We start from the raw sequence: 23079 nt of genomic DNA, 5'->3' as shown, positions 1-23079 counted from the left end.
AATTGTCGGTATTTTTAGGATCGCTAGTACTATATACATAAAATAAGGGCTTATAAAAGGTATTGCTACTACATGAACCAAATAACAGAAGTAGCTATTTATTCGACAGCGTTCTCGTTTTTTCCTGCTGTAGGCGGCTAGCTTTTTTTTATTTTCACGCTAACCCGCAGCTTGTCTTTTTTAGTCGTTCCTTCAATTGACTCTACCTTCATACGCCCTGCGCCTCTTAACGATACAACGTCGCTTGGCCGTACGGGATAGGACGCCTGCTCAATGACCTGGAAATTGACCTTAGCTTTTTTTGCTTTAATAAGCTCTGTTGCCTTTGTTCTTGGCAGCTTGAAGCTTTGTGCCAACAGCGTATCAAGGCGTAAGGAAGGGACGAGCAGTAGTCGATGTTCAGCGTCATCCTCCATCTGAAGCGCACTTGATAGCGGTCTTTCCTCAAGAGTGACCGTAGCTCGTCCAACCGAGGTTAGCTCAGACTGCACATACAAAGCCACATCTTTTGAGACAATGAGTTGAAACACACGATCACGAATTAAAATATCACCAAATTTTGCTCGTTCAAGGCCGATGTTCATTAACGCCCCGAGGACATGTGAGTGCTCGAGCGACACAAACTTCTCTGGATAGACAATCTCAAGCAGCACAAGCTGATAGTCCTCTTCAGAAGGCGTCAAATAATCAGGTGCGAGCAAAAGGCGTTGTCGCTCCGCTTCATCAGTACCTCCACTAAGATGCCATTTTACGTCGCCATTTGTCCCGACGAGTTCTTTCGCTATCGCTTGTTGTCTTGGATCAAGAAAGTCCGTCAGTTTGGGCGCGTATTGCCTCTCCACCTGCGAAACCCAATCGTGCACCTGGTCAACAAACGCGCGTTCTTCCGGTCGGTAGTGCTGGTAAATATCAGTCATCGTTACAGCATAAACGCAAGTCTATAAGCGCCTTCCGATGCAAATCGCAGTACAAGAAGAGCAACAATCGGCGAAATGTCAATCATGCCTAGCGAAGGAATGAATTTTTGAAATGGTTCAAGGTACGGTCGGACAATGCTCCCGATAATACGGCCAAAAGATGACTCCCGTGCATTAGGGAACCAGGACATGAGCACGTAAACAATGACCACTAAGGAATAGATTTCTAATAGTTGAGATATTACTAAAACAATATTTGTCATCATCTTTCGTCACCATCCGTTATTTCTTCGATCTGTATCCGTTTGAAGCATTTCAGTAATGGCCCCTGACACATCGACATTATCTGGTGTGCACAAAAACGTATTTGGACCGAGCTTTTGTATATCGCCGCCAAGGGCATAAACTGTCCCGCTCAGAAAGTCTACGATTCGTTTTGCCTGGTCTGAAGAAATACGTTGCAGGTTGATAACAACCGTACGTCGATTTTTCAGATGATCGGCAATGTCCTGCGCCTCATCGTACATTCGTGGCTCCACGAGAACCATTTTTGAGCTTTGCTGCACACTTTGCAACGAGACCACATTTTGTTTTGATTTGCCTTTTGTTGCCGTATGCTCTTCTTCTTGCGCGTATCCTTCGTTTTCATACACTTCATATTCTTCATCATCTAGCCCGATGAACTGCTTCCATTTGTCTTTAAAGCCCACTTCACACACCTCCTTCAAGAACGAAGCGTTGGGTTATTGTCTCATCGGCCATCATTGTTCTAGACACCTTCTGTGAGCAATGAGCCAATTCGGACATGAGTAGCTCCTTCTTCAATCGCAATCTCAAAATCATTGGACATCCCCATGGACAAATACGAACAAGGCGCATGAGACCAGGCTTTTTTCGCAACCTCATCTCTCAATTGACGTAGGCTGCGAAAACAGTGACGAAGGTGATTCTCATCTTTAGTCAAAGGCGCCATAGTCATTAGACCGACGATTTGTATATTCTCATAAACAGCCAGCTCTTGGATAAATGAAGTGACATTGTCGGGATCAATGCCTTGCTTGCTTTGTTCCCCTGACACATTCACTTGGACGAAACAAGGCAGTGGTGACTCCCAACGCTTGTTTATTTCCTTTGCGAGGGAAGCACGGTCAAGCGAATGGAGCATATCAATGATTCCAACAAGCGAGGCAACTTTTCGCGACTGAAGGCTCCCGATAAAATGCCATTTCGCTCCATTGCCAATGACTGCACTTTTCTCTTGCAACCCTTCCAAACGATTTTCACCAAGATCTGCTAGGTCCGATTGCAGCAATGCTTTTGCGACATCAACCGTCGTGTATTTTGTTACCGCAATGAGGGTGACGTCCTCAATAGATCGTCCTGCTCTCTCGGCTGCATGATGAATGCGTGTCTGTACAGAGGCCACATTGTCTTGGATCGTATTGATCATGCTTTAGCCCCCTTTTGTGCACAGTTTAGCAAAGGCCATATGTCTTCCTGTTCTTTGAGACCCTCGGTACGAAAAAAAGAATTCTGAATCGCATTTCGTGCAGTAGGTCGTTGTATCGATATGATCCTTCCGCATTCCTGCCTCAACAAGCAACTCTTTGTTTAACGTAGGCAGGTCTAGTAAGTATTGATCATTCTCTAGTGACGTAACTGTTTGTCGACGCAAAGCTTTGGGCACTTGCGCAACGACATCCTCGTTCACCTGATAACAGCTTCGGCAAATCCCTGGCCCAATAAACGCATACACCTCAGTTTGCGAGACATCATCCTGCGCCCATCGTTCTAGCAGCTTAGAACCAATGCCAGCCACTGTCCCTCGCCAACCAGCGTGAAGGACGGCAGCACGATGTGCCTCTGGTGCATAAAACACCAATGGAATGCAATCCGCAAAGACCATACCGATGACGCTGTCATGCTTGTCCGTCCAGAGTCCATCCGCCTCTTCATCGTTTATCATTTTATCTGCTTGCATAATGGTTGTTTCGTGGACTTGCTTTGTCGTCACAAAGTCGTTGACATTGCACTGAAGCTCCTCTGCAAGTATCTGATAATTCTTCGTTACGGCTGTAGAAGCGTCGCCTACATGAGTGCCTAAATTGAGCGAATCATAAGGACGAGCACTGCTTCCTTTTTGTCGGGTTGTTACACCTGCGGATAAGCGATCTGAAAAGCGATCCCAGTATAAAATGGGCAGCGTATGTTTTGTTTGTAGCGTTATGTTATCCGAGTTCATTTAATCCCCTTCATTTCGAACGTCCCCTTTAGTTTAGCACATCTCAAGAGTTGTGGGTATCGCTGAAATGTGCAAACTTACACTACGCTTCCTCTTGTAGAAGCTCTTGTTTCCGCACGAGAATGACGTCGGCACCTATTTTGACTATTTGCCCCCACTGGATGATGGTTTCAGCTTCTCGTTTAAAGCCAAGAATTTTACCCTCTCCAGGGACAATGAGCGCTTCAATTTTTCCAGTACGTGGATGAATTTCAAGATCCCCAACCGTGCCTAACCGTTTTCCATCTGCGACGTTCACAACATCCTTTGACTGCAGCTCTGAGATTTTCAATTCTACGCCTCCCTTCTTCTACTTCTATCAGTATATGGCGCTACTATCACCCTTTAGAAGCGAAGAACGCATGTGTTTCATGTCTAATAAAAGCGCTTTGATCGCTGTTTATCCGCGCAAAAACGACGGTCGCATGAAAATCATGCGCCGTCGTTGTCTTTGCTAATGCTGAATATGCTTATTCATTTGTTGAATCGCTGCCTTTTCTAGACGAGAGACCTGCGCTTGAGAGATGCCAATTTCATCGGCCACTTCCATTTGCGTCTTCCCTTGAAAAAACCGCTTCGTTAATATCATTTTCTCACGATCATTTAGACGCTTCATACCCTCTTTAAGCGCAATCTCCTCCACCCAATGAAGGTCTTGTTGTTTGTCATCGCTAATCTGATCCATCACAAAGATTGGGTCCCCGCCATCGTTGTATATCGGTTCAAACAGCGACACAGGGTCCTGAATCGCATCGAGCGCAAATACGACGTCTTCATGAGGGATATCCAACTCTTTTGCAATTTCTTGGGGAGTTGGCTCTTTTGACGTTGCTGCCACCAGACGTTCTCTCACCTGAAGCGCTTTATACGCAATGTCCCGTAGTGACCGTGACACACGTATCGGGTTGTTATCACGAAGGTAACGACGAATTTCACCAATGATCATTGGCACCGCATACGTTGAAAAACGCACATTTTGTCCAAGATCAAAATTATCAATGGATTTCATGAGACCGATGCATCCAACTTGAAAAAGATCGTCAACAAACTCCCCTCTGTTGTTAAAACGCTGGATGACGCTCAGAACAAGTCTAAGGTTTCCGTTGACAAGTTCTTCTCGTGCTGTGTCATCTCCTGCCTGCATGCTTCGAAAAAGCTTGCGCATTTCTTCGTTCTTAAGTACAGGTAATTTTGATGTGTCAACGCCACAAATCTCCACTTTGTTCCGGGCCAATCGTGTCCCTCCTAACAGTCTTACTGATGTCAGGAATCAGTATCTCCGTCAGAAGGGAATTTATGCAGAAGGGCTAACGTTGCAAAATTACAACATTTTGTTAAATTCTTTTTTTAATCGCTTAATAATTCGCTTCTCAAGTCTTGAAATGTATGATTGCGAGATGCCAAGTAAGTCAGCGACATCCTTTTGTGTTTTTTCTTCGCCACCGACAAGACCAAAGCGTAGCTCCATAATTTGCTTCTCACGTTCATTCAGCTTTTCAAGTGATGTAACGAGCAGGGCACGATCGACGTCATGCTCTACATTTTTGGTCGTCACATCCTCCTCTGTTCCCATGACATCGGAGAGAAGGAGCTCATTGCCATCCCAATCAATGTTTAAGGGCTCATCAAATGAAATTTCAGATTTTGTTTTGTTGTTTCTGCGCAAATACATCAAAATTTCATTTTCGATACATCGTGACGCATACGTAGCCAGTTTTATTTTCTTCTCAGGATTGAACGTATTGACGGCTTTAATAAGACCAATTGTCCCTATGCTAATTAGATCTTCAATATTAATGCCTGTGTTTTCGAATTTACGAGCAATGTAGACGACAAGACGTAAATTGCGTTCAATTAAAACAGATCGTGCCTGCTCATCCCCAGTAGGCAACTTCTCAAGCCACATCGCCTCTTCGTCTTTCGGCAGCGGCGGAGGAAGTGCTTCACTGCCGCCTATGTAATACACCTCATCTGGTTTTATTTTGAGTTTTCTAAGGAGCTTAAGCCAGATACGTCGTGCGGAAAGTCGCCAGTTTGTCAAACGTATTTTCATTGTTTATCCTCCTGCTTCCCCGTAAGTTATAGGATGGCTTGAGACAAGTGATGGATGAAGAAGGGCATCATACTCCCCACTTGGAGAAATGTTGGTTGATGTAAATGCCACCAGGACCTTCGTTGTTGTCCACACAGAAGCTCCTTTAGACAGCATAAGCTCCTCCGGATAAAACCCAGCAACCATTGATGATGTGTTGCCCATTGTCCGAAAGGGAATCAAACAAAATGCGCGTTCGTTGCCTAGGGGGCTTGCCACAGCCTCCATTGGTGCAGCAATCATCTTCTCCATCCATGGATCCATCGCATTAAAAAGAGCGGCGTTTAAAAAAATGACTGGGTGACCAGAAACAGGCTCACGTAAATGATTGCCTGTATCGACAAAGCCTTTACCTCGAATTTCTGAATCATGGAGGGTCAAACGAAAATCAAACACCCCTTCATATGTCTGCGCTTTTGTTTCGAATTGTGTAAGACGTCTCTTGGAAAAGTACAGAAGCACAGGAAAGCTGCCAAGAACAAATGCCCAACTTACTGGATGACCAAACCCACCTGCAGTCGTCGTCAACACGTTGCCCTCCACCGAATACGAGGAGTCAAGCAGATTTAAAATGGCAATCATGCCGCCTCCAATAGCGAAGGTTAAAAAATAAAGCGTTAGCAACGCTTGTCCTACCGCTTTGAATTTGTGAAATCCAAAGGTCGTCAATACCATGAGCACAGAGATGACTAACTTCGTCAATGGATGAGAAAACCAAACACTATACGGACTTAACACACCAATGACAATGACCGATCCTACAAAACCACCGAGCAGCAAACGTTTTATCGACACCGATCGTTTCAGTACGATAGCGGTCAGCCAAAGAAGCCACGTATCAAACAGTAGATTCAACAACCAGATCACGTCTGCATACATTTTTGGAGTCACCTGCATTTCCATGCATAGTTGTTGCGAAAACGACGCAAGTTAATCTGCTTTTGGAGCTTCGTCATTTCTCCTTTAAACTGATTTCCAGTATATCTATTCACTATGAGAAAGTGTGTCAAAATATGTGGGGGAGGCAAAAATTTCTTTGCTAAAATTCCACAAAAGATGTGCGGATGTTTCATAGATTGTCAAACGGAGGATACCTCGTATGTTCATCACTCAAATTTCGCACCTTATATTGGGTCTAGTGTTACCAAGAAGATTTCTACGCTCAAAATAACTAGCTGCAAAGAAAACACGATGAGGTATTTTCGAATCGATGTTGCCCTTATGACCATTTGGGTACAAAGAAATCACGAGGGCTTCTCTCGAGTCGATGTTGCAATTACGTCCGTTGCGTCAAAATACTTCGCTTTCCGCGGGCACGGCTTCAGCTTCCTCGGAAAGCAAAAAGCGGCTTTCCTGCGGGATCTTCAGCTCGCGCTGTTCCACCCTAAAGGGTACAAGTGCAACATCGACTCAAAATGACTTCGTCGTGTTTGCTTTGCCGCAGGAGTCTACGCATTTTGACTACGCTGATGTAAGTAACGTATTAAGGCGTGTCGCACCCAAACAAGACAAGGAAGTGGATCGCTTCATGCAAGTTGGATCTTCTAGTGCAGTATTGATCAGCGGTGGACTTATGTTTAGAGAACTTGCGTAGTGCAAAACCAACATCAACGCTGGCTATGCTTGAGTGGACGCGAGGTGACATAGAACAATTCAAGACGACGCCTGCTGTATTCAGTAAATATAAAAGTGTCAATGTTCTCGATCCTTTATTTTCTAAAAGAATGTCTTTCAGTAACGAAGCTGACTTCTATCCCCTAAATCACTAAAAGAGTCTTTTTTTATTGTGATCAAATCATTAAAAGTGAGTCCATCATTAAAAGCAGCCACTAGCGAAACTCCAGCGGCAAAGAAAACACGATCGCGGTGAAAAGAAAACACGATGAGACGTGAAGGAAAAGGGAGAAGAGGACAAAAAAACGGCCATTGACATACGAATGTCTGGCCGTTTCTTGTATTCATTATTTTTTGCGACGGTTGCGATTGCGAAGGAATGTCGGAATATCAAGCGTATCCTCTTGTTGCTGGTATCCTTGCTGAGGGCGGCTTTGTTCACGCGGCTCCTCTGTTGACTGCGCTTGTTCCTGTGGTGGATTGCGAAACTTTTGATTCGCTGAAGGACCAGTTGCCTGAGAACGCTGTGGCGTCCTTTGACTTTTTGGCTGTTGTTCTAAATCCTTGTCCGAAAATCCTGTCGCAATGACAGTGACAACAATTTCGTCCTTCAGTTCTTCATTAATGACGGAACCGAAAATCATATTAACCTCTAGGTCAGAGGCTTGCGCAACAATATCAGCAGCTTCCTGAACCTCATACAAGCTAAGGTTCGTACCACCAGTAATATTCATAATTACCCCTTGAGCGCCATCAATAGACGTCTCAAGCAGTGGTGAGGAAATGGACTTTTTCGCTGCCTCAGCGGCACGATTCTCACCTGTCGCGATTCCAATGCCCATTAGCGCAGACCCACGATCCGACATAATGGTTTTTACATCAGCAAAGTCGAGGTTAATTAAACCTGGCGTCGCAATTAAATCCGATATGCCTTGAACCCCTTGACGCAAGACATTGTCTGCTTCTCGGAAGGCTTCAAGCATCGGTGTGTTCTTATCAACAATTTCGAGCAGTCGGTCGTTTGGAATGACAATGAGTGTATCTACCTTTTCCTTCATTGCCCCAATGCCACCGCTCGCTTGGTTCGCACGCTTGCGACCTTCAAACGTAAATGGACGTGTGACTACACCTACCGTGAGAGCGCCAAGTTCTTTTGCAATCGATGCAATTACAGGAGCAGCGCCTGTTCCCGTGCCGCCTCCCATACCTGCCGTTACAAACACCATATCGGCGCCTTTTAATACTTCTTCAAGCTGCTCTTTGCTTTCTTCAGCCGCTTTTTTTCCGACATCTGGATTGGCTCCAGCGCCAAGTCCACGAGTAAGTTTCCCACCGATTTGCATTTTCACTTCAGCTTTTGATAGATTCAACGCTTGATTGTCTGTATTTACAGCGATAAATTCTACCCCTTGTACCCCGTGCTCTATCATGCGGTTGACAGCATTGCTTCCGCCACCGCCAACACCGATCACTTTGATCGTTGCTAATTGGTCCATACTTGTATCAAACTCCAGCATGTAAGATCCTCCTAAACGATTTACTCACGAAATTCGCGGTCACTCGAAAAAATTGTTAAACCAGTGTTTCACTTTTTTTGATAGCCCAGGTTGGTTTTTATCCTTAGGCTCTGCTGCAGGGGCTTTTTTCTTTTTCGTCGTGGCAGGTCGATTGCTTTCTTCTGTAGCGATGGAAGCTGCGACTTCCTTCCCCTGGATTTTCATATTTCTGTGTGCGAATTGAATCACACCAACCCCTGTTGTATATTGTGGTTCACGGACGCCAATGTAATCTGCAATCGCTACTCTCACATTGTGTTGTGTGACATCCTGGACCAGTTCCAGTACGCCGGGCATGCTTGCGACTCCACCCGTAAGCACCAGACCTCCTGGCAAATGAGGATACCCAAGAGCCGTTAACTCTTTGCCTACCATTATAAATAATTCCTCAAGTCTTGCTTCAATAATTTCAGCAATATCAAGCTGAGAAAACGTCTGCGTCTGATTGCTTCCAATCATCGAAACATCGAACGTTTCCTCATCAGAGGCGTGATCAAAATAGGCGTGCCCATAAGTTTTTTTCATTTTTTCTGCTTCTTCAGTGGTGGTTCGAAGACCAATAGAAAGGTCCTTTGTAATATGATCTCCCCCCACTTGAAGCATCGAGGTGACCTGTAAGGTGCCTTCTTCAAACACAGAAACTGTCGTTGAGCCACCGCCAAGATCTATGAGCGCTACCCCGATGTTTTTTTCATCCTTAGAAAGCGCTACAGACCCTGCCGCTAACGGTTGCAGACAAATATCAATAATATCCAAGCCCGCTCGCTCTACACACCGTAGCGTATTATGTAAAACTGTGTTTGAGCCGGTAATGATCGTACCTTCCATTTCTAAGCGAACACCAATCATGCCTCTTGGATCGTTAATTTCATCCAAACCGTCCACAATAAATTGTTGTGGGATGACATCAATAATTTCTCGCTCTGGAGGAATAGATACTACTTGAGCCGCATCAATCACGCGAGCAACATCATCGTCAGAGATTTCACGGTTTTCACTCGCTACAGCAACAACACCATGGCAAGGAAGCAATTGGATATGATTGCTAGCAATCCCTACAATAACGCGATTAATTTCAACACCGACCATGCGTTCGGCCTGTTCTACAGCTTTCTGGATGGAAAGTACCGTTTCATCTATATCAACGATCGATCCTTTGCGTACGCCTTTTGAGACAACATTACCTACTCCTATGACATTCAGGACATCACCAGACAGTTCACCGATGATGACTTTTACATTGGACGTACCGATGTCTAAGCTCACATAAATCCCATTGTTGTTCATTCCTTGGCACCTCCTTTGAGTAAAGCGAATCACATTAATCATCTATATCAAGTGAGAATGATAGGGCTACTCTAAGAAAAAATTCCTATTATTCACTTGAGGCGATTTGCTCATCTAATGCGTTATACGTTATAAACTTTCGCTCAATATTCACTATTTGTAACCTGTGTCATCAAATCGTTACACACATGTATTCAACAAACGAATCTGTTTCCCTTTTTTTATGTAGATTTTTTTCCATTGGTTTGTGCACGATTCGCAGCCCATTTCGCAAGCAACAAGCGACGAATCACAGCAATGTTTTGAAAGAGTCGAACACCGAAGACAAACACCGCCGCTAAGTATAAGTCTACACCAATATGCACACCCAGAAAAGCTAAACCTGCCGCTAAAAGCATATTAAAAAAGAAGCCGCTCACAAAGACGGCATTGTCGAAAACCTGTTGCATATGAGCACGGATTCCGCCAAAGAGTGTATCCAAGGCAGCTAGAACAGCAATAGATAAATAGTTTGCATAATCTTCTGGGACTGAAAGGCCGGAAAACAACCCAAAAAATATGCCAATGAGGAACCCGATTAATGGCACCCACATGCTACGATTCCCCCTTTACTTCCTCCACAGGTGTTATGCCGATCATTCGAATAAGCTCTGAATAAGGTTGGACAGTGACCTCATCTTGAACACTAGAATGCAAAGAAAAATTATCTCTAGCAAATTCATCTACGGATTTTGAATACATCATATGAGCATGCAATTTGTCTGGTTCGGCCGTAATGACCTTGATTTCAAAAGGATACGGTGGTAGAGGTTTATTGTTTACGTAGGTTTCCCCATTCACGGTTCGAATTGGAGAGGTCGATACGAGGCGATGTCCTGCAATGTCAATCGCATCAGCACCATACCGGTTCAATTCGTTCACAAGACGAATCAAAAGTACTGGCGACACTTCTTCAACAGGCAGACCAACGAGGTTCTCGTCAAACAATACATCGACTCGAAGTACGATGCCTTTTCCCTTTACTTCCGTAAGTCCAGCTTCTTTTTTTAATTCCATCAGCGTTTGTCGTAACGCCTTTTCACGAGAAACCTCTTCCCTAGATGAATAAGAACGAATTGTGTTTTCATATTTTGTTATTTCGTCAAGTAGATTCATACTGAGCTGTTGCTCCTCCTGCAAATCTTCACGAAGCTGCCAGCTGTCTCTCGTGTCTCTTTGTTCAGGCTGGTCAGAGGTGTTAAATTGGACGGCAAGCAGCAGTCCGAGAACAACAGCTACAGTGAAAGTGATCACTACATTTTTCACTGAATTACGCCTCCTCTTTTGTGAAGTAAGGCGTCATTTTATATGTATCCTTCCGTTCCACTCTTACCGTAATATTGTCAGAAACAAGTTGTTCAACAACGCCGTTCGGCAACTGGAGAGAGGATTCAAGTACATCCGGGTCACCTAAAGCGGTAATGACAAACGGTGCAGCGGATTGGTAGCCGTCGATCGTAATCACTGGACCCGTGCAAACAATATAGGAATCATGTTGTAGACGATGACCATTAATCGCAATGGCTTCTGCTCCTGAGGCTTTTAATTCATTAACAACTTTATGAATATGGCTTTCGTGGACGAGATATTGATTGACGTTCTGTTCATCCGGTATGTAAGACGCATCAGAAAGCTGAACTTCGACACCACTTCCTTCAATCCCAACACTAGACGTAAACATACGCAGCTTCTCAACCTCTTCAACAAGATTAAATAGTGTTGACTCTTGGTCAGCGAAGCTTGCTTCCAACTCCTGAACATCACTTTTCTTTTCTTCTAAAGTCATTGCTAGTTCGCGATTTTTTTCCTCCAGATCAATCAGTTCCTGTCTGAAGGTATACTCTTCTTCCCAGCCATTTACTGCTTGCTCTTTTGGACTTTTCTTCGTTTGCTGATAGGAAAACGAGAGCAAGAAGCCTAGCGAGACAATAACGCAAAACAATAACAGCTTCTGCGGGAGCTTATTCCGCATCACTTGAATCCCCCTCATTTGGAAGCTCAGATGTCTCTTCTTGATCATACGGTTTAAAATAAGACGCAACATCCAAATAAATGATGCCTTTTTGGTCAGTTTCAAGCTGAGCAATAATGGATGGATAGTCTGCCATTTTTTGTGCAAACCCTTTTGTTACTGTATGGACCTCATGACCGTCATTCATATAAACGATTACACGCATTGGTTCGTCGTCAGTAGGGGCATAAGTGACCGTTGAGATTGCATTTAATACAATTCCAGGAACATTTTCCAACTCTGCTGCGATAATTTTAAGCGCCTCATCATCTGTCCAATCGACGAGCAACGGGGCAGCTGAGGGTACTGTTTCCTCTGGCAGGGCGTCTAACATCGTTCCGTTATCCAGCAGCGGATGAAATAAGCCATCTTTTTTTAAATACGCAAGTCGCTGGTGCTCAGTCACTTCAATGCGAACTGTGTTTGGGAACTCTTTTGTAACAGAGACTGTATCGATCTCTTTGTGCGCTTCAATTTGGGTAGCGACGGTGTCTGGATCTACTTGTACAAAGCTGACATCATCCGAAAGGCCACTTAGCTGGACTATGTTTTCCTCTGATACATAATGCTCTCCAAAAACATAAATAGACTGCACATGACTAAAAGGGGATTGAAAGTAGAGTATCGCTGAAATGAGTAGGAAAAACACAGACACATACAGTATAAGCATCCGATTGGCTTTTCGTTTTCGATGTTTTTTCAGATTTGGAATGCGGTCCTCAATGTTGTATACTTTCTTTTCATTTTCCACACTACAGCCCCCTTTAATTCACAAACACAATTGAACAATGAATTGGACAACACACAATATATTAACTCAACTTTAGTACCTTACATTCGGGAGATACGCCTATATAGCTGGGCAAACCTTCATTTTATGGTTACTTTTTATACAAGCTGCCATACACTCGCTTAGCTCGCTTTTCCACCCTTTTTACGGGTACAAGTGCATCAGAGACTCGGAAATACCTCATCGTGATTTCTTTGCCGCTGGAGTCTCGCTAGTGGCTGTTTATAATAATGCACTCATTTTTTATGAAGTGAAAAGGGAACTCAACTAGTGATTTAACAATTAGAGGTCCGCTTCGATACTGAAAAACGATTTTAAAAAAAAATAGGATCGTGAGCATAAGTAATCTATTTTATTGGTTACAGCAAAAGTTGCTCACAAGATGTCAATTGATCTATGTCACCTTGCGTTCACTCAAGCACTGCCAGCCCCGAATTCCATCGTTGCATCAATACTGCACAAGGTGAAGTAACACTTTGCATGAAACAATACTTGTCTTGCTTGGTAAGCAATCGCGCCTTAAAATGCTTTCTTACTCGATATACGAGACCAATAAAAAATAAAAACAATTTACGCAGAAACAAACATCAGCGTAGTCAAAATACGCAGACTCCTGCGGCAAAGCAAACACGACGAAGTCTTTTTGAGTCGATGTTGCACTTGTACCCTTTAGGGTGGAACAGCGCGAGCTGAAGATCCCGCAGGAAAGCTCGCTTTCCGAGGAAGCTGAAGCCGTGCCCGCGGAACGCGAAGTATTTTGACGAAGCGGTCTTGTTTTCTTTACACCCTGAAGGGCATAAGCGCAACATCGATTCGAAAGGACCTCATCGTGTTTTCTTTGCCTCTGTAGTCTCATTAATAACTGCTTTTAATGATGCACTCATTTTTTTATGAAGTGAAAAAGTTAAAAGGGAACTCAACTAGTAATTTAATAGGTATTGTTCTCAAGATGTCAATCACTCGATCTATCTCACCTTGCTTCTAATCAGACACAACCAGCGTGTCATTATAAAAAAAGATCAGTTTTACAAAATGCCAGATAAAACGAAAGAAAAACGGCCCATTCGCCGTCATCATGTAGAAAAAACAACTAGCAAGCTGAAAAATGACCATTTGACTTTCTAAGTGAATATCCTAGACATTGCAAGGGAACTCAACAAGGAAAGCAAACGTTCATCAACAGCTGACCGCACGTTCACCGTTTTTTCGGTATTCATCTATTTTAACACAGTTTAGAAACTTCCTGTCTCAAATGATTTCAATTTCCGTTTTAAGTGAGATGCCATTTTTTTCATAAATCGTGTCTTGAATGAATTTTATGAGTGCTTTTACATCATTTGCTTTTGCGTCACCTGCGTTGACAATAAAATTGGCATGTTGCTCAGACACTTGAGCACCACCAATTTGATGGCCCTTTAATCCAGCTTGTTCTATAAGATGCCCTGCAAATTCAGGCAACGGATTACGAAAAACACTTCCTGCACTTGGAAACTCATAAGGTTGTGTTGTTTTTCGATAGGTTTTGTTAGCAACCATTTTGGCTGTAATTTCATCCGCATCCCCTGGCTGAAGTGCAAACGTTGCTTCAAGGCAAATTCCTGGGCGGTTTTTCTGCAACACCGTCGTGCGATAGGCAAACTGCATGTCTTCGTTCGAAAGCTCTGCTATTTCCCCGTTCTTGAATAAAACGCGCGCGCTTTTTAACACTTGCGAGATGTCTGATCCATGCGCGCCCGCGTTCATATAGACTGCGCCACCCAATGACCCTGGAATGCCTCCTGCAAATTCAAATCCCGAGAGACCGTCTCTACTTGTCGTCATAGCAAGTCTTACGAGAGGATACCCTCCACCTACAGTTACAAGCTGACCCTCTTTTTGGTAATGATCCATTCCTTTGCCTAACTTGAGAACAACGCCTCTGATTCCTTCATCAGGAACGAGCAAGTTCGAGCCCCGTCCGATGACAAACAGAGGCACTTTATGGTCGTTGCACACGGCGACAATTGCCCCTATGGCATCCATAGATCCAGGAATGACGAGGATGTCTGCAGGGCCACCAATTTTAAGTGACGTATGCTTTTGCAACGACTCGTTTTGTCGGACAGTTGTGTCGTTAATTTGCTGTAGCTCTGCCGCCAATTGTGTCATATCTTCACACTCCTGAAAGTATTATTTTGCGTGTTTACTGACATTAAGAAGCACTCCCACAGCAACAAGCATTAGCATTAAAGAAGACCCTCCGTAGCTCAAAAACGGAAGTGTAATTCCTGTCACTGGCATTAGCCCTGTAACGACGCCAATGTTGATAAACACCTGAACGGCAATCATTGTACAGATGCCCAAAGCGATGAATGCCCCATACAAATCCGGTGCGCCAAGGGCAATACGTATCCCTCGCCATAGAATGATGGCAAACAACAACAGAACGAACACCCCACCAATGAATCCCAATTCCTCAGCAACAATTGAAAAAATAAAATCTGTTTGAGGCTCGGGTAAATAAAAGTATTTTTGTCGTGACTGTCCAATGCCTAGTCCTAAAAGACCACCAGGGCCAATCGCATACAATGACTGAATGATTTGAAATCCACTCCCCAGTGGATCTGACCAGGGATCCATAAAGGACGTAATACGTTTAATTCGATACGGTGCAGATAATACCAATCCCGCAAAACCAACAACACCTAGCAGTCCAAGCATGATAAAGTGCCTGATTTTCGCACCGGCAGCAAACAGCATCACCATACAAGTAGCGACCATCACCGTGCCAGTGCCTAGATCCGGTTGCAACATAATCATGCCAAACGCCAAAAAGACAAGCCCTAAAACAGGGAGCATCCCTTTTCGCCATTGCGTAATGTACTTTTGCCGCTGTGCTAAAAAGCGTGCTAAAAAAGCGATCATCGCTAATTTCATAAACTCCGAGGGTTGGATTGAAAAGGCGCCAACGCCGAGCCAACTCCTTGCCCCGCCTCGAACAAGACCGACCCCAGGGATCAAAACAAGCACGAGAAGTAGAAAGCAGACGATAAGCAAGACGAGGGACCACGATCGCCAATTCCAGTAGTCCACTTGCATAACAAAGAGCATTGCGACGATCCCTAGACCTGCAAAAAGAAGCTGCCGTTTGGCAAAGAAAAAAGGGTCATCAAATTTATAATCCGCCCAAATCGCACTCGCACTATACACCATGATGATGCCAATAGCGAGCAAAAGCATCGTCACCGAGAACAAAAAGAAATCAGGGGTTTGTTTTTTCATGACCAAGGACACCTCTGTCAACATGAATTAGCAGGTAGACAACCCCACCTAATTCAAGGTATGCACAGACTGAATGAACATGTCTCCTCGCTCTTCAAAAGTTCTGAACTGATCCCAGCTTGCACATGCAGGGGAGAGCAACACGACATCGCCTGACGCTGAAAGGGTGTAGGCAGTCTGAACAGCTTCCTCCACATTATCGACCGCCTTCATCTGATCTATCCCTTCAGACTCACCAAAGGTTGTCAATTTTTCCTTCGTCTCTCCAAACACAACCATTGCCTTCACGTTTTTCATTTGTCCTTTAAGGTCATCAAAACCTTGTCCACGGTCCAGCCCACCAGCAATTAATATCACAGGCGCTTTAAACGCCTTTAAGGCTGTAATGGTCGCAAGGGTGTTTGTTGCTTTAGAATCATTATAAAATAACCGCCCATGCAATGAACGCACAAATTGCAGCCGGTGAGAGACGCCTTCAAAAGTTGTCAAAACCTGTCGAATACCTACTGTCGTCGCTCCAAAAATCGACGCTGCGTTGACAGCTGCGACGATGTTCTCATGATTATGCTCACCTGGCAGGACAATCTCCTCTAGCTTCATCACCTGCTGATGCTTCACATAAAGCGCACCATTATCGATGCCTGTGCCGTTTTCCGAAAGACCAATTGACGTAAACGACTCGAAGTCACTAATCGTCAATAAGTCGTATGCCCGTAACGTCTCAACAGCAGCTTCTTGGATGAAAATAGCCTGTTGGTTCTCTCCATGCTGAAAAAGTTTTGCTTTTGCCGCAAAATAATCACGTCGATGCCCGTGGTAATCCAAATGCGCATCGTATAAGTTAAGCAACACCGACACTTGTGGTGTAAAGGACTCGATTCCAGCAAGCTGAAAGCTGGATAATTCCATCACAAGAACGTCTTCAGCTGTTGCTTGCTGAGCGACTTCTACAGCAACGTTGCCGATATTTCCTGCCGTCCGGGCACGAATTCCTGAAGCTATAAGCATTTTGGAAATCAACGTTGTCGTTGTCGTTTTGCCGTTTGATCCGGTGATGGCAATGATCGGCGCTTCCGACAACAAATACGCAAGCTCGATCTCTGTCCAGATGGGTAGTCCTCTTTGCATTGCCGCTTCAATGACTGGATTGGTATAAGGAACGCCTGGGTTTTTTACGACCACATCCATGCCTCCTACCAACTCAGGTGGATGTGACCCACACACCACTTGTATGCCCTGCTTGTAGAGCGTTTGTGCGTCCTGGTTATCCTTATAGGGAAGCTGATCATTGACCGTTACAATGGCCCCTAATTTACGTAAGGCATGGACCGCTGCCATTCCACTTTTTGCGAGACCAACAACGAGCACTGATTTTCCTTGTAACTGAGTGTATTCCTTCACTTTAGACCCACACCTCTAAATAGATTCCAAGTGCCGCACAAACGAATGCAACCGCCCAGAACGTCGCAACCACACGCCATTCCGACCAGCCAGAAAGCTCATAATGATGGTGCAAAGGGCTCATCTTAAACACTCGTTTGCCTGTTGTTTTATAGGAAAGAACTTGAATAATCACCGATAGAGTTTCAATGACAAACACGCCGCCGATGATCACCAACAACAGCTCTAGCTTTGTGAGCAATGCAACACCTGCGAGTGCGCCACCTAAGGCAAGTGAGCCCGTGTCCCCCATAAATATTTTAGCGGGATGTGCATTAAACACAAGAAATCCTAGGACAGCGCCTACGATGGCGACACAAAAGATCGCCACATCCGGTTGTCCTTGATACCAGGCCAACACACCAAAGGCACTAAACGCCACAGCAGATGTGCCCGCAACTAGACCGTCAAGACCATCCGTCAAGTTAACGGCATTGGATGTTCCAATCAGAATAAAAATCGCGATCAGGAAAAAAACAATGCCAAAGTTCACACTTACGCCTGTTGCAGGCAGCTCAATATATGTAGGATGATTCAACAACCAAAGACCGACACAGAATCCTACCGAGACGAGGATTTGAGCAGCCATTTTCTGTTTAGATGTGAGCCCTAGGTTTCGCTTCAAGACAACTTTTATGAAGTCATCAAGAAAGCCTACAAGGCCAAAGCCGAGCAAGGCAGCAAGCAGTAGCAGTAATTCATTGCTAATAGTGTAAAACCTCTGTGCAATTAGCACTGAACCAAGCAGTGCTGCCATGATGATAATGAGTCCACCCATCTGCGGTGTCCCTGATTTTTTTTGATGGGATTTTGGTCCTTCATCGCGGATTTTCTGCCCAAAATTAAGGCGTTTTAACATCGGAATTGCGACTGGCGACAGCAACACCGTCAAAATAAAAGCAAGACCTAAAGTCATGAGTAACGTTTCCTCTGGGATCAAACCAGCCACCTCCTATTCTTTCATCAATTGATCGATCAACCATTCCAAGGCCATACCACGCGAAGCCTTAAATAATAAAAGGGCATCATCATGCAAGAATGGGCGCAACAATTCAAGGGCTTCCTCTTTCGTTTTCACATGATGTACATGAACTGAACCGTCTGTGACAAGCATCGTTTCTTCAGCGATCCATCGAGCTTTCTCTCCAATCGCAATCAACGCTGTGATCGGAGAAGTGACTTCTCCCCCTACACTTCGGTGCATCTCTTCATCATATGGTTCCCCAAGCTCAAAAATATCCCCTAATACAGCCACTTTGGCGCTTCGATGTGCCATGTCTTTTAGCACTGTCAAGGCAGCTCGCATGGAGGTTGGACTTGCATTATAAGCGTCATTAATGATGGTGACTTCATTTGGTCCAGTAAGCAGCTGCATACGCATCGGTGTAAACGCTGCTTGTGTCAGCCCCGCTTGAATCTGTTCGTGTGAAAGACCTAAGCGAGATCCAACTTCGATCGCATATGCTGCATTTTTACTATTATGCGCACCAAGCAATGCCAATGAATAGCTTTCGCCGCGATAGACAAAGTTTTGACCGTGCAAATCGGTTTTCTCAATGCGTAGTCGAACGCTAGCCCGATCTGTAAAACCAATGCGACCATCCGCTTGTATAGCAGGATGCGACAGTAATGGCTCATCGCCATCAACTAAAAGGGCACCGTCTGCCTTCAAGCCTTCGGCAATTTCAAGCTTTGCTTTGGCAATATTCTCACGTGAGCCTAAAAACTCAATATGTGATTCGCCGACATTGGTAACGATCGCCATGTCAGGTGCTGCAAGCTTGCTCAACACTTCAATTTCTCCTGCGTGGTTCATTCCCATCTCTACGATAAGAAACGCACAGTCGTCTGGCATGCTCAATAAAGTCATCGGCACACCGATATGATTGTTTAAGTTTCCAGCGGTTTTATGCGTCTTCCCCTTTTTTTCGCATACCCCGGCGACAAGATCTTTCACTGTCGTTTTGCCGTTGCTCCCTGTAATCGCAATGACGAATGGGTTCACTTGAAACCGATATAGCTGAGCAAGCTGCTGTAATGCCACCGTCGTATCCTCGACGAAAAAGATCGAGCAAACGCTTTGTAATGTTGGTGGGACAGGCTCTTCCTTTTGCCAAAAAAGGACTTCAGCACCATTAGAAACCGCTTCTTCAGCAAACAGATGCCCATTTAGCCGCTCCCCAACGATAGGCACGTAAAGGGCATTCGGCTGCGTGCTCCTGGAATCTTTTGTAACAAGCGAAATCTCTTCTGGGGCTACAGGTGCTAAACGATACTCTGGCCAATGCTGCATCATTGTTTTAAGTTTAATTCTCATTTTGATCCCTCGTTTGAATCGCCATTGTTGCTTCTTCACGATCATCAAAGTGAAACGTGTCTTTACCGATGATTTGATACGTTTCATGGCCCTTACCAGCAATTAATACTAGGTCGGAGTCTGTTGCCATGTGAATCGCCTTAGTGATTGCTTCACGTCGATCAGAAATCACCTCAAACGCCGTCTCGCCCTTAAACGATTGGGTCATATCAGTGAAAATTTGCTCAGGCGATTCACTTCGTGGATTGTCATTCGTAAAGATGGCATAATCAGCGCCGTCCACTGCATTTTTTGCCATAATAGGACGTTTTGTTCGATCACGATCGCCTCCACAGCCACAAACCACGATAACACGCCCTTCAGTTAGCTCCTTGGCAGTGTCGAGGACATTTTTTAAGCTGTCTGGTGTGTGCGCGTAATCGACGATAACAGGAAATTTTTGCCCTGCATTCACAAGTTCGAAACGGCCAGGAATGACAGGAACGTTCTCAAGCCCTTCGGCAATTGTTCTACTGTCAATGCCATTGACAAAACATGCTGCGGCAGCAGCGAGCGCATTGTACACATTAAATTTGCCAGCGAGCGGCAAGGTCATGGCAAAAAATCCATCTGGAGTTTTCAGATTAAACGTAGTTCCCTTGCTTTTTAGAACGAGCTGTGACGCTGAAAAATCAGCTTCATTTTCAAGACCATATGTTACGACAAGACCTTGGGTAACGTCACGAAACCCTGCAGATGCCTTATCATCGACGTTTAATATAGCAAAGGTCGGTTTGCCCGTTTTTGTTTTTGCTGGCAGTGAGGCAAACAACAAACGTTTTGCATCTTGATACGCCGTAAGCGTTTGATGATAATCGAGATGGTCCTGTGTTAGGTTCGTAAAAATCGCCACGTCAAACTGACAGCCACGTGTTCGCCCAGTGACCAACGCATGGGAAGACACTTCCATAATGCCTGCTGTCACTTGTTGATCTACCATGTCTCGGAAGGCTTGCTGTAAAGTCAGAGATTCAGGGGTCGTGTTTGGTAACGCTTGTAACGAGTCCCCCACTTTTAAACCAGTTGTCCCTAGTGTTCCTGTCCGAATTCCTGCGTGCGTATAAATGGCATCAATTAAATAGGTTGTCGTCGTCTTTCCGTTTGTTCCCGTCACGCCAGTTAAGTGCAATTGGTTTGTTGGAGACTGAAAAAACGCGTCCGCCAGTTGGGCGAGCGCCGTTCGTGAGTCGTCGACAACAATGACTGGGAGGGTAGAAGCCAATGGGCGCTCGGCAATAATCGCCACGGCGCCATTGGCTTCGGCATCTGCAGCATACAAATGGCTATCATGCTGAAGGCCTTTTATGCAAACAAACAAATCCCCTTCGGACACTTTACGAGAATCCATCGAAATGCCTGTCACATTGACTTCTCCATGAACTGCTGTATAAAAGGGAATTGCTTGCTGTAATAACGTCGATAATTTCAAGCTCCATCACTCCTATCATGCTACACGTACGTTGTTAATCTTGCTGTTTTTCATTGTTAAGCGTTGCTTTCTCGCCCCAGTATACACGAATTACTGCCCCTTGCTCCACTTTTTCTCCAGGTGCTGGTGCTTGAGCAACGATCACTTCTCCTTCACCGCTATGCTTTAGGTGAAAACTGGCGAGAGAATTGCGGATATCCTTTTTCGTTAACCCTAACAAATGCGGCACCTCATAGAGCACAGGATCAAGGTAGGTACGCTCTTTTTCAATTTGGTTCTGCCTCTTCGGCACCTCCATCGCTTGCAGACTGTCCCCAATAATATTGCCAACAATTGGCGCAGCGACAACGCCACCGAATTGTACCGTCCCTTTTGGATTGTCTACTGCCACATAAACGACGATTTGCGGATCATCTGCTGGGGCGAAGCCAATGAAAGAAACAATGTAGTTGTTTTGCAAATATTGCCCATTGACTGCTTTTTGTGCAGTCCCTGTTTTCCCCCCTACACGATACCCTTCCACAAAGGCATTTTTGCCCGTCCCTTGTGCTACCACACTCTCTAAAGCGTAGCGAACTTCTTTCGATGTTTCTTCTGAAATCACTTGGCGTTTAAGGCTTGGCGTTTGTCTATCAACGATAAGGCCAGAGATAGGGTCGACCCATTCCTTCGCTACATAAGGCTTGTATAAGTACCCGCCATTCACTGCCGCAGCCACCGCAGCGACCTGTTGGATCGGAGTCACACTAATGCCCTGACCGAAGGATGTCGTCGCTTGTTCGACGGGTCCTACATTATCAATATCAAACAGAATACCGGAGCTTTCGCCTTGCAAATCAATGCCTGTTTTTTTGCCGAAGCCAAACTCATCGACATACTGAAACAACCGTTCTTTTCCAAGCTTCTGACCCATCGTCACAAATCCTGGGTTACAGGAGTTTTGCACAACTTCTAAATACGTTTGCGACCCATGGCCGCCTCGTTTCCAACATTTAATTGTAGCGCCTGCAACCTTAATGTAGCCTGGGTCATAAAACGAATCATGCTGCAGATCAATTAAGTTTTCTTCCAATGCTGCCGACAGTGTTATGATTTTAAAAGTAGATCCCGGCTCATACGAGCTCCAAATGGGTAAATTTCGATTATACACCTCTGAAGGGACTTGCTTATATGATTCAGGATCAAAATCAGGTCGACTCGACATGCCAAGGATTTCACCAGTGTTCGGATCCATCGCAATGGCAACGAGACCATCAGGGGAATACTGTTCTTCTGCGGCATCAAGCTCGCGTTCAATAATCGTTTGTACGTTGGAATCAATGGTTAGCCTGAGATCTAATCCATCAACAGGGGCTTTGTAACGATCAGCCTCCCCTTTTAGGCGTTGCCCTTTAGCATCTGACATAAACGACAATTGCCCTCGCTTCCCCATCAGTTCTTGATTGTAGATGGCCTCCAAGCCCGTTAGCCCTTGATTATCTATGCCTGTAAACCCTAACACATGGGATAAATAACTTCCGAAAGGATAATGCCGTTTTGAATCCTCTGTTAAATAAACGCCATTTAACTCAAGCTTTCGCACAGCAGCCACCTTATCATCAGTGAGCTTACGTCCCTCAGGATGCACTTTTACGATACTTTCTTTCTTTGTCATCATGCCATAAAGCTTTTCAACCGTCATGCCTAGCACAGGTGCAAGGGATTTTGATGCTTCAGCAGGATTCTCAATTTGACGAGGGACAACATAGAGGGATGGCGCACTTACGTTTGTTGCTAAAGGGGTCCCGTTACGGTCAAGAATTTCCCCTCGTTCAGGCTCAAAAGGGAGATCACGACTCCAAAGATCCTCCGCTTTACCAGACAACCACGGACTTTGAATCACCTGAACATAGGCCAGTCGCGCAGAAATAACGATAAACAATAAAATGCCGCCTAGCAATATATAAAATAGTCGTTTTCGAACGGTTCGATTCGAAACAAACATAAAGTGGACCCTCCCTTTTACT

The 23079-nt window shown here is 44.8% G+C and carries 22 protein-coding genes; all 22 read right to left on the bottom strand.

What is annotated here, in order from left to right:
* Positions 1-137: 137 nt before the first annotated feature.
* The gene (locus EV213_RS04100) at positions 138-917 is read right to left on the bottom strand and encodes a YlmH family RNA-binding protein (RefSeq protein ID WP_133579216.1); all 780 of its coding nucleotides are present in this window, start codon (positions 915-917) and stop codon (positions 138-140) included.
* Positions 918-919: 2 nt separating this feature from the next.
* Positions 920-1180, bottom strand: coding sequence for a YggT family protein (locus EV213_RS04095; RefSeq protein WP_133579297.1), 261 nt, complete (start codon positions 1178-1180; stop codon positions 920-922).
* Between the two features lie 9 nt (positions 1181-1189).
* Positions 1190-1627: a cell division protein SepF gene (locus tag EV213_RS04090; protein WP_133579215.1), complete on the bottom strand. Its 438-nt coding sequence runs from the start codon at positions 1625-1627 to the stop codon at positions 1190-1192.
* A 59-nt stretch (positions 1628-1686) separates the two neighbouring features.
* Complete coding sequence (locus EV213_RS04085; protein ID WP_133579214.1) at positions 1687-2367, bottom strand: YggS family pyridoxal phosphate-dependent enzyme; 681 nt, start codon at positions 2365-2367, stop codon at positions 1687-1689.
* Between the two features lie 3 nt (positions 2368-2370).
* Positions 2371-3159, bottom strand: a complete 789-nt coding sequence (gene pgeF / locus EV213_RS04080) for a peptidoglycan editing factor PgeF (RefSeq protein WP_133579213.1) — start codon at positions 3157-3159, stop codon at positions 2371-2373.
* Positions 3160-3241: 82 nt separating this feature from the next.
* Complete coding sequence (locus EV213_RS04075) at positions 3242-3490, bottom strand: YlmC/YmxH family sporulation protein (protein ID WP_133579212.1); 249 nt, start codon at positions 3488-3490, stop codon at positions 3242-3244.
* A 162-nt stretch (positions 3491-3652) separates the two neighbouring features.
* Positions 3653-4465, bottom strand: a complete 813-nt coding sequence (gene sigG, locus EV213_RS04070; RefSeq protein ID WP_243739988.1) for an RNA polymerase sporulation sigma factor SigG — start codon at positions 4463-4465, stop codon at positions 3653-3655.
* Between the two features lie 54 nt (positions 4466-4519).
* Positions 4520-5251 carry an RNA polymerase sporulation sigma factor SigE gene (sigE, locus tag EV213_RS04065; RefSeq protein ID WP_133579210.1) on the bottom strand — a complete coding sequence of 244 codons (732 nt, stop codon included), beginning with the start codon at positions 5249-5251 and terminating at the stop codon, positions 4520-4522.
* Positions 5252-5254: 3 nt separating this feature from the next.
* Complete coding sequence (gene spoIIGA / locus EV213_RS04060; protein WP_166639151.1) at positions 5255-6169, bottom strand: sigma-E processing peptidase SpoIIGA; 915 nt, start codon at positions 6167-6169, stop codon at positions 5255-5257.
* A gap of 1082 nt (positions 6170-7251) precedes the next feature.
* Positions 7252-8421 carry a cell division protein FtsZ gene (gene ftsZ, locus EV213_RS04055; RefSeq protein WP_133579208.1) on the bottom strand — a complete coding sequence of 390 codons (1170 nt, stop codon included), beginning with the start codon at positions 8419-8421 and terminating at the stop codon, positions 7252-7254.
* A 39-nt stretch (positions 8422-8460) separates the two neighbouring features.
* Positions 8461-9747 carry a cell division protein FtsA gene (gene ftsA / locus EV213_RS04050; RefSeq protein ID WP_133579207.1) on the bottom strand — a complete coding sequence of 429 codons (1287 nt, stop codon included), beginning with the start codon at positions 9745-9747 and terminating at the stop codon, positions 8461-8463.
* Positions 9748-9968: 221 nt separating this feature from the next.
* A complete protein-coding gene (locus tag EV213_RS04045) occupies positions 9969-10340 on the bottom strand; it encodes a small basic family protein (protein ID WP_133579206.1) in 372 nt (123 codons plus the stop codon).
* Between the two features lies 1 nt (position 10341).
* Positions 10342-11052, bottom strand: a complete 711-nt coding sequence (locus EV213_RS04040) for a DUF881 domain-containing protein (protein ID WP_133579205.1) — start codon at positions 11050-11052, stop codon at positions 10342-10344.
* A gap of 4 nt (positions 11053-11056) precedes the next feature.
* Positions 11057-11758 carry a DUF881 domain-containing protein gene (locus EV213_RS04035; protein ID WP_243739981.1) on the bottom strand — a complete coding sequence of 234 codons (702 nt, stop codon included), beginning with the start codon at positions 11756-11758 and terminating at the stop codon, positions 11057-11059.
* Positions 11748-12548: a cell division protein FtsQ/DivIB gene (locus EV213_RS04030; protein ID WP_133579203.1), complete on the bottom strand. Its 801-nt coding sequence runs from the start codon at positions 12546-12548 to the stop codon at positions 11748-11750. The genes EV213_RS04035 and EV213_RS04030 overlap by 11 nt, the downstream gene beginning before the upstream one ends.
* A 1287-nt stretch (positions 12549-13835) precedes the next feature.
* The gene (gene murB / locus EV213_RS04025; RefSeq protein WP_133579202.1) at positions 13836-14735 is read right to left on the bottom strand and encodes a UDP-N-acetylmuramate dehydrogenase; all 900 of its coding nucleotides are present in this window, start codon (positions 14733-14735) and stop codon (positions 13836-13838) included.
* A gap of 21 nt (positions 14736-14756) precedes the next feature.
* Positions 14757-15848, bottom strand: a complete 1092-nt coding sequence (gene spoVE, locus EV213_RS04020; protein WP_341770320.1) for a stage V sporulation protein E — start codon at positions 15846-15848, stop codon at positions 14757-14759.
* A 48-nt stretch (positions 15849-15896) separates the two neighbouring features.
* Positions 15897-17249, bottom strand: coding sequence for a UDP-N-acetylmuramoyl-L-alanine--D-glutamate ligase (murD, locus tag EV213_RS04015; protein WP_133579200.1), 1353 nt, complete (start codon positions 17247-17249; stop codon positions 15897-15899).
* Position 17250: 1 nt separating this feature from the next.
* Positions 17251-18225 carry a phospho-N-acetylmuramoyl-pentapeptide-transferase gene (gene mraY / locus EV213_RS04010; protein ID WP_133579296.1) on the bottom strand — a complete coding sequence of 325 codons (975 nt, stop codon included), beginning with the start codon at positions 18223-18225 and terminating at the stop codon, positions 17251-17253.
* A gap of 15 nt (positions 18226-18240) precedes the next feature.
* Positions 18241-19605, bottom strand: coding sequence for a UDP-N-acetylmuramoyl-tripeptide--D-alanyl-D-alanine ligase (locus EV213_RS04005; RefSeq protein ID WP_133579199.1), 1365 nt, complete (start codon positions 19603-19605; stop codon positions 18241-18243).
* Complete coding sequence (locus tag EV213_RS04000; protein WP_133579198.1) at positions 19595-21073, bottom strand: UDP-N-acetylmuramoyl-L-alanyl-D-glutamate--2,6-diaminopimelate ligase; 1479 nt, start codon at positions 21071-21073, stop codon at positions 19595-19597. The genes EV213_RS04005 and EV213_RS04000 overlap by 11 nt, the downstream gene beginning before the upstream one ends.
* Positions 21074-21107: 34 nt before the next feature.
* On the bottom strand, positions 21108-23057 hold the full coding sequence (locus EV213_RS03995; RefSeq protein WP_133579197.1) for a stage V sporulation protein D: 1950 nt from the start codon (positions 23055-23057) through the stop codon (positions 21108-21110).
* Positions 23058-23079: the final 22 nt, after the last annotated feature.

Origin of the sequence: Aureibacillus halotolerans (assembly GCF_004363045.1) — a bacterium.
GTDB classification, from domain to species: Bacteria; Bacillota; Bacilli; order Bacillales; family DSM-28697; genus Aureibacillus; species Aureibacillus halotolerans.
The sequence above is the reverse complement of the archived record's forward strand: the minus strand, read 5'-3'. Positions and strand labels throughout refer to the sequence as shown.

Excerpts from the sequence above, each read along its gene's own strand:
- EV213_RS04100 (WP_133579216.1), bottom strand. The coding sequence starts at position 917 with ATGACTGATATTTACCAGCACTACCGACCGGAAGAACGCGCGTTTGTT.
- spoVE (WP_341770320.1), bottom strand. The coding sequence starts at position 15,848 with ATGAAAAAACAAACCCCTGATTTCTTTTTGTTCTCGGTGACGATGCTT.
- EV213_RS04035 (WP_243739981.1), bottom strand. The coding sequence starts at position 11,758 with ATGCGGAATAAGCTCCCGCAGAAGCTGTTATTGTTTTGCGTTATTGTC.
- ftsA (WP_133579207.1), bottom strand. The coding sequence starts at position 9,747 with ATGAACAACAATGGGATTTATGTGAGCTTAGACATCGGTACGTCCAAT.
- EV213_RS04085 (WP_133579214.1), bottom strand. The coding sequence starts at position 2,367 with ATGATCAATACGATCCAAGACAATGTGGCCTCTGTACAGACACGCATT.
- ftsZ (WP_133579208.1), bottom strand. The coding sequence starts at position 8,421 with ATGCTGGAGTTTGATACAAGTATGGACCAATTAGCAACGATCAAAGTG.
- EV213_RS04005 (WP_133579199.1), bottom strand. The coding sequence starts at position 19,605 with ATGAGAATTAAACTTAAAACAATGATGCAGCATTGGCCAGAGTATCGT.
- EV213_RS03995 (WP_133579197.1), bottom strand. The coding sequence starts at position 23,057 with ATGTTTGTTTCGAATCGAACCGTTCGAAAACGACTATTTTATATATTG.
- spoIIGA (WP_166639151.1), bottom strand. The coding sequence starts at position 6,169 with ATGTATGCAGACGTGATCTGGTTGTTGAATCTACTGTTTGATACGTGG.
- EV213_RS04095 (WP_133579297.1), bottom strand. The coding sequence starts at position 1,180 with ATGACAAATATTGTTTTAGTAATATCTCAACTATTAGAAATCTATTCC.
- sigE (WP_133579210.1), bottom strand. The coding sequence starts at position 5,251 with ATGAAAATACGTTTGACAAACTGGCGACTTTCCGCACGACGTATCTGG.
- EV213_RS04045 (WP_133579206.1), bottom strand. The coding sequence starts at position 10,340 with ATGTGGGTGCCATTAATCGGGTTCCTCATTGGCATATTTTTTGGGTTG.
- murB (WP_133579202.1), bottom strand. The coding sequence starts at position 14,735 with ATGACACAATTGGCGGCAGAGCTACAGCAAATTAACGACACAACTGTC.
- pgeF (WP_133579213.1), bottom strand. The coding sequence starts at position 3,159 with ATGAACTCGGATAACATAACGCTACAAACAAAACATACGCTGCCCATT.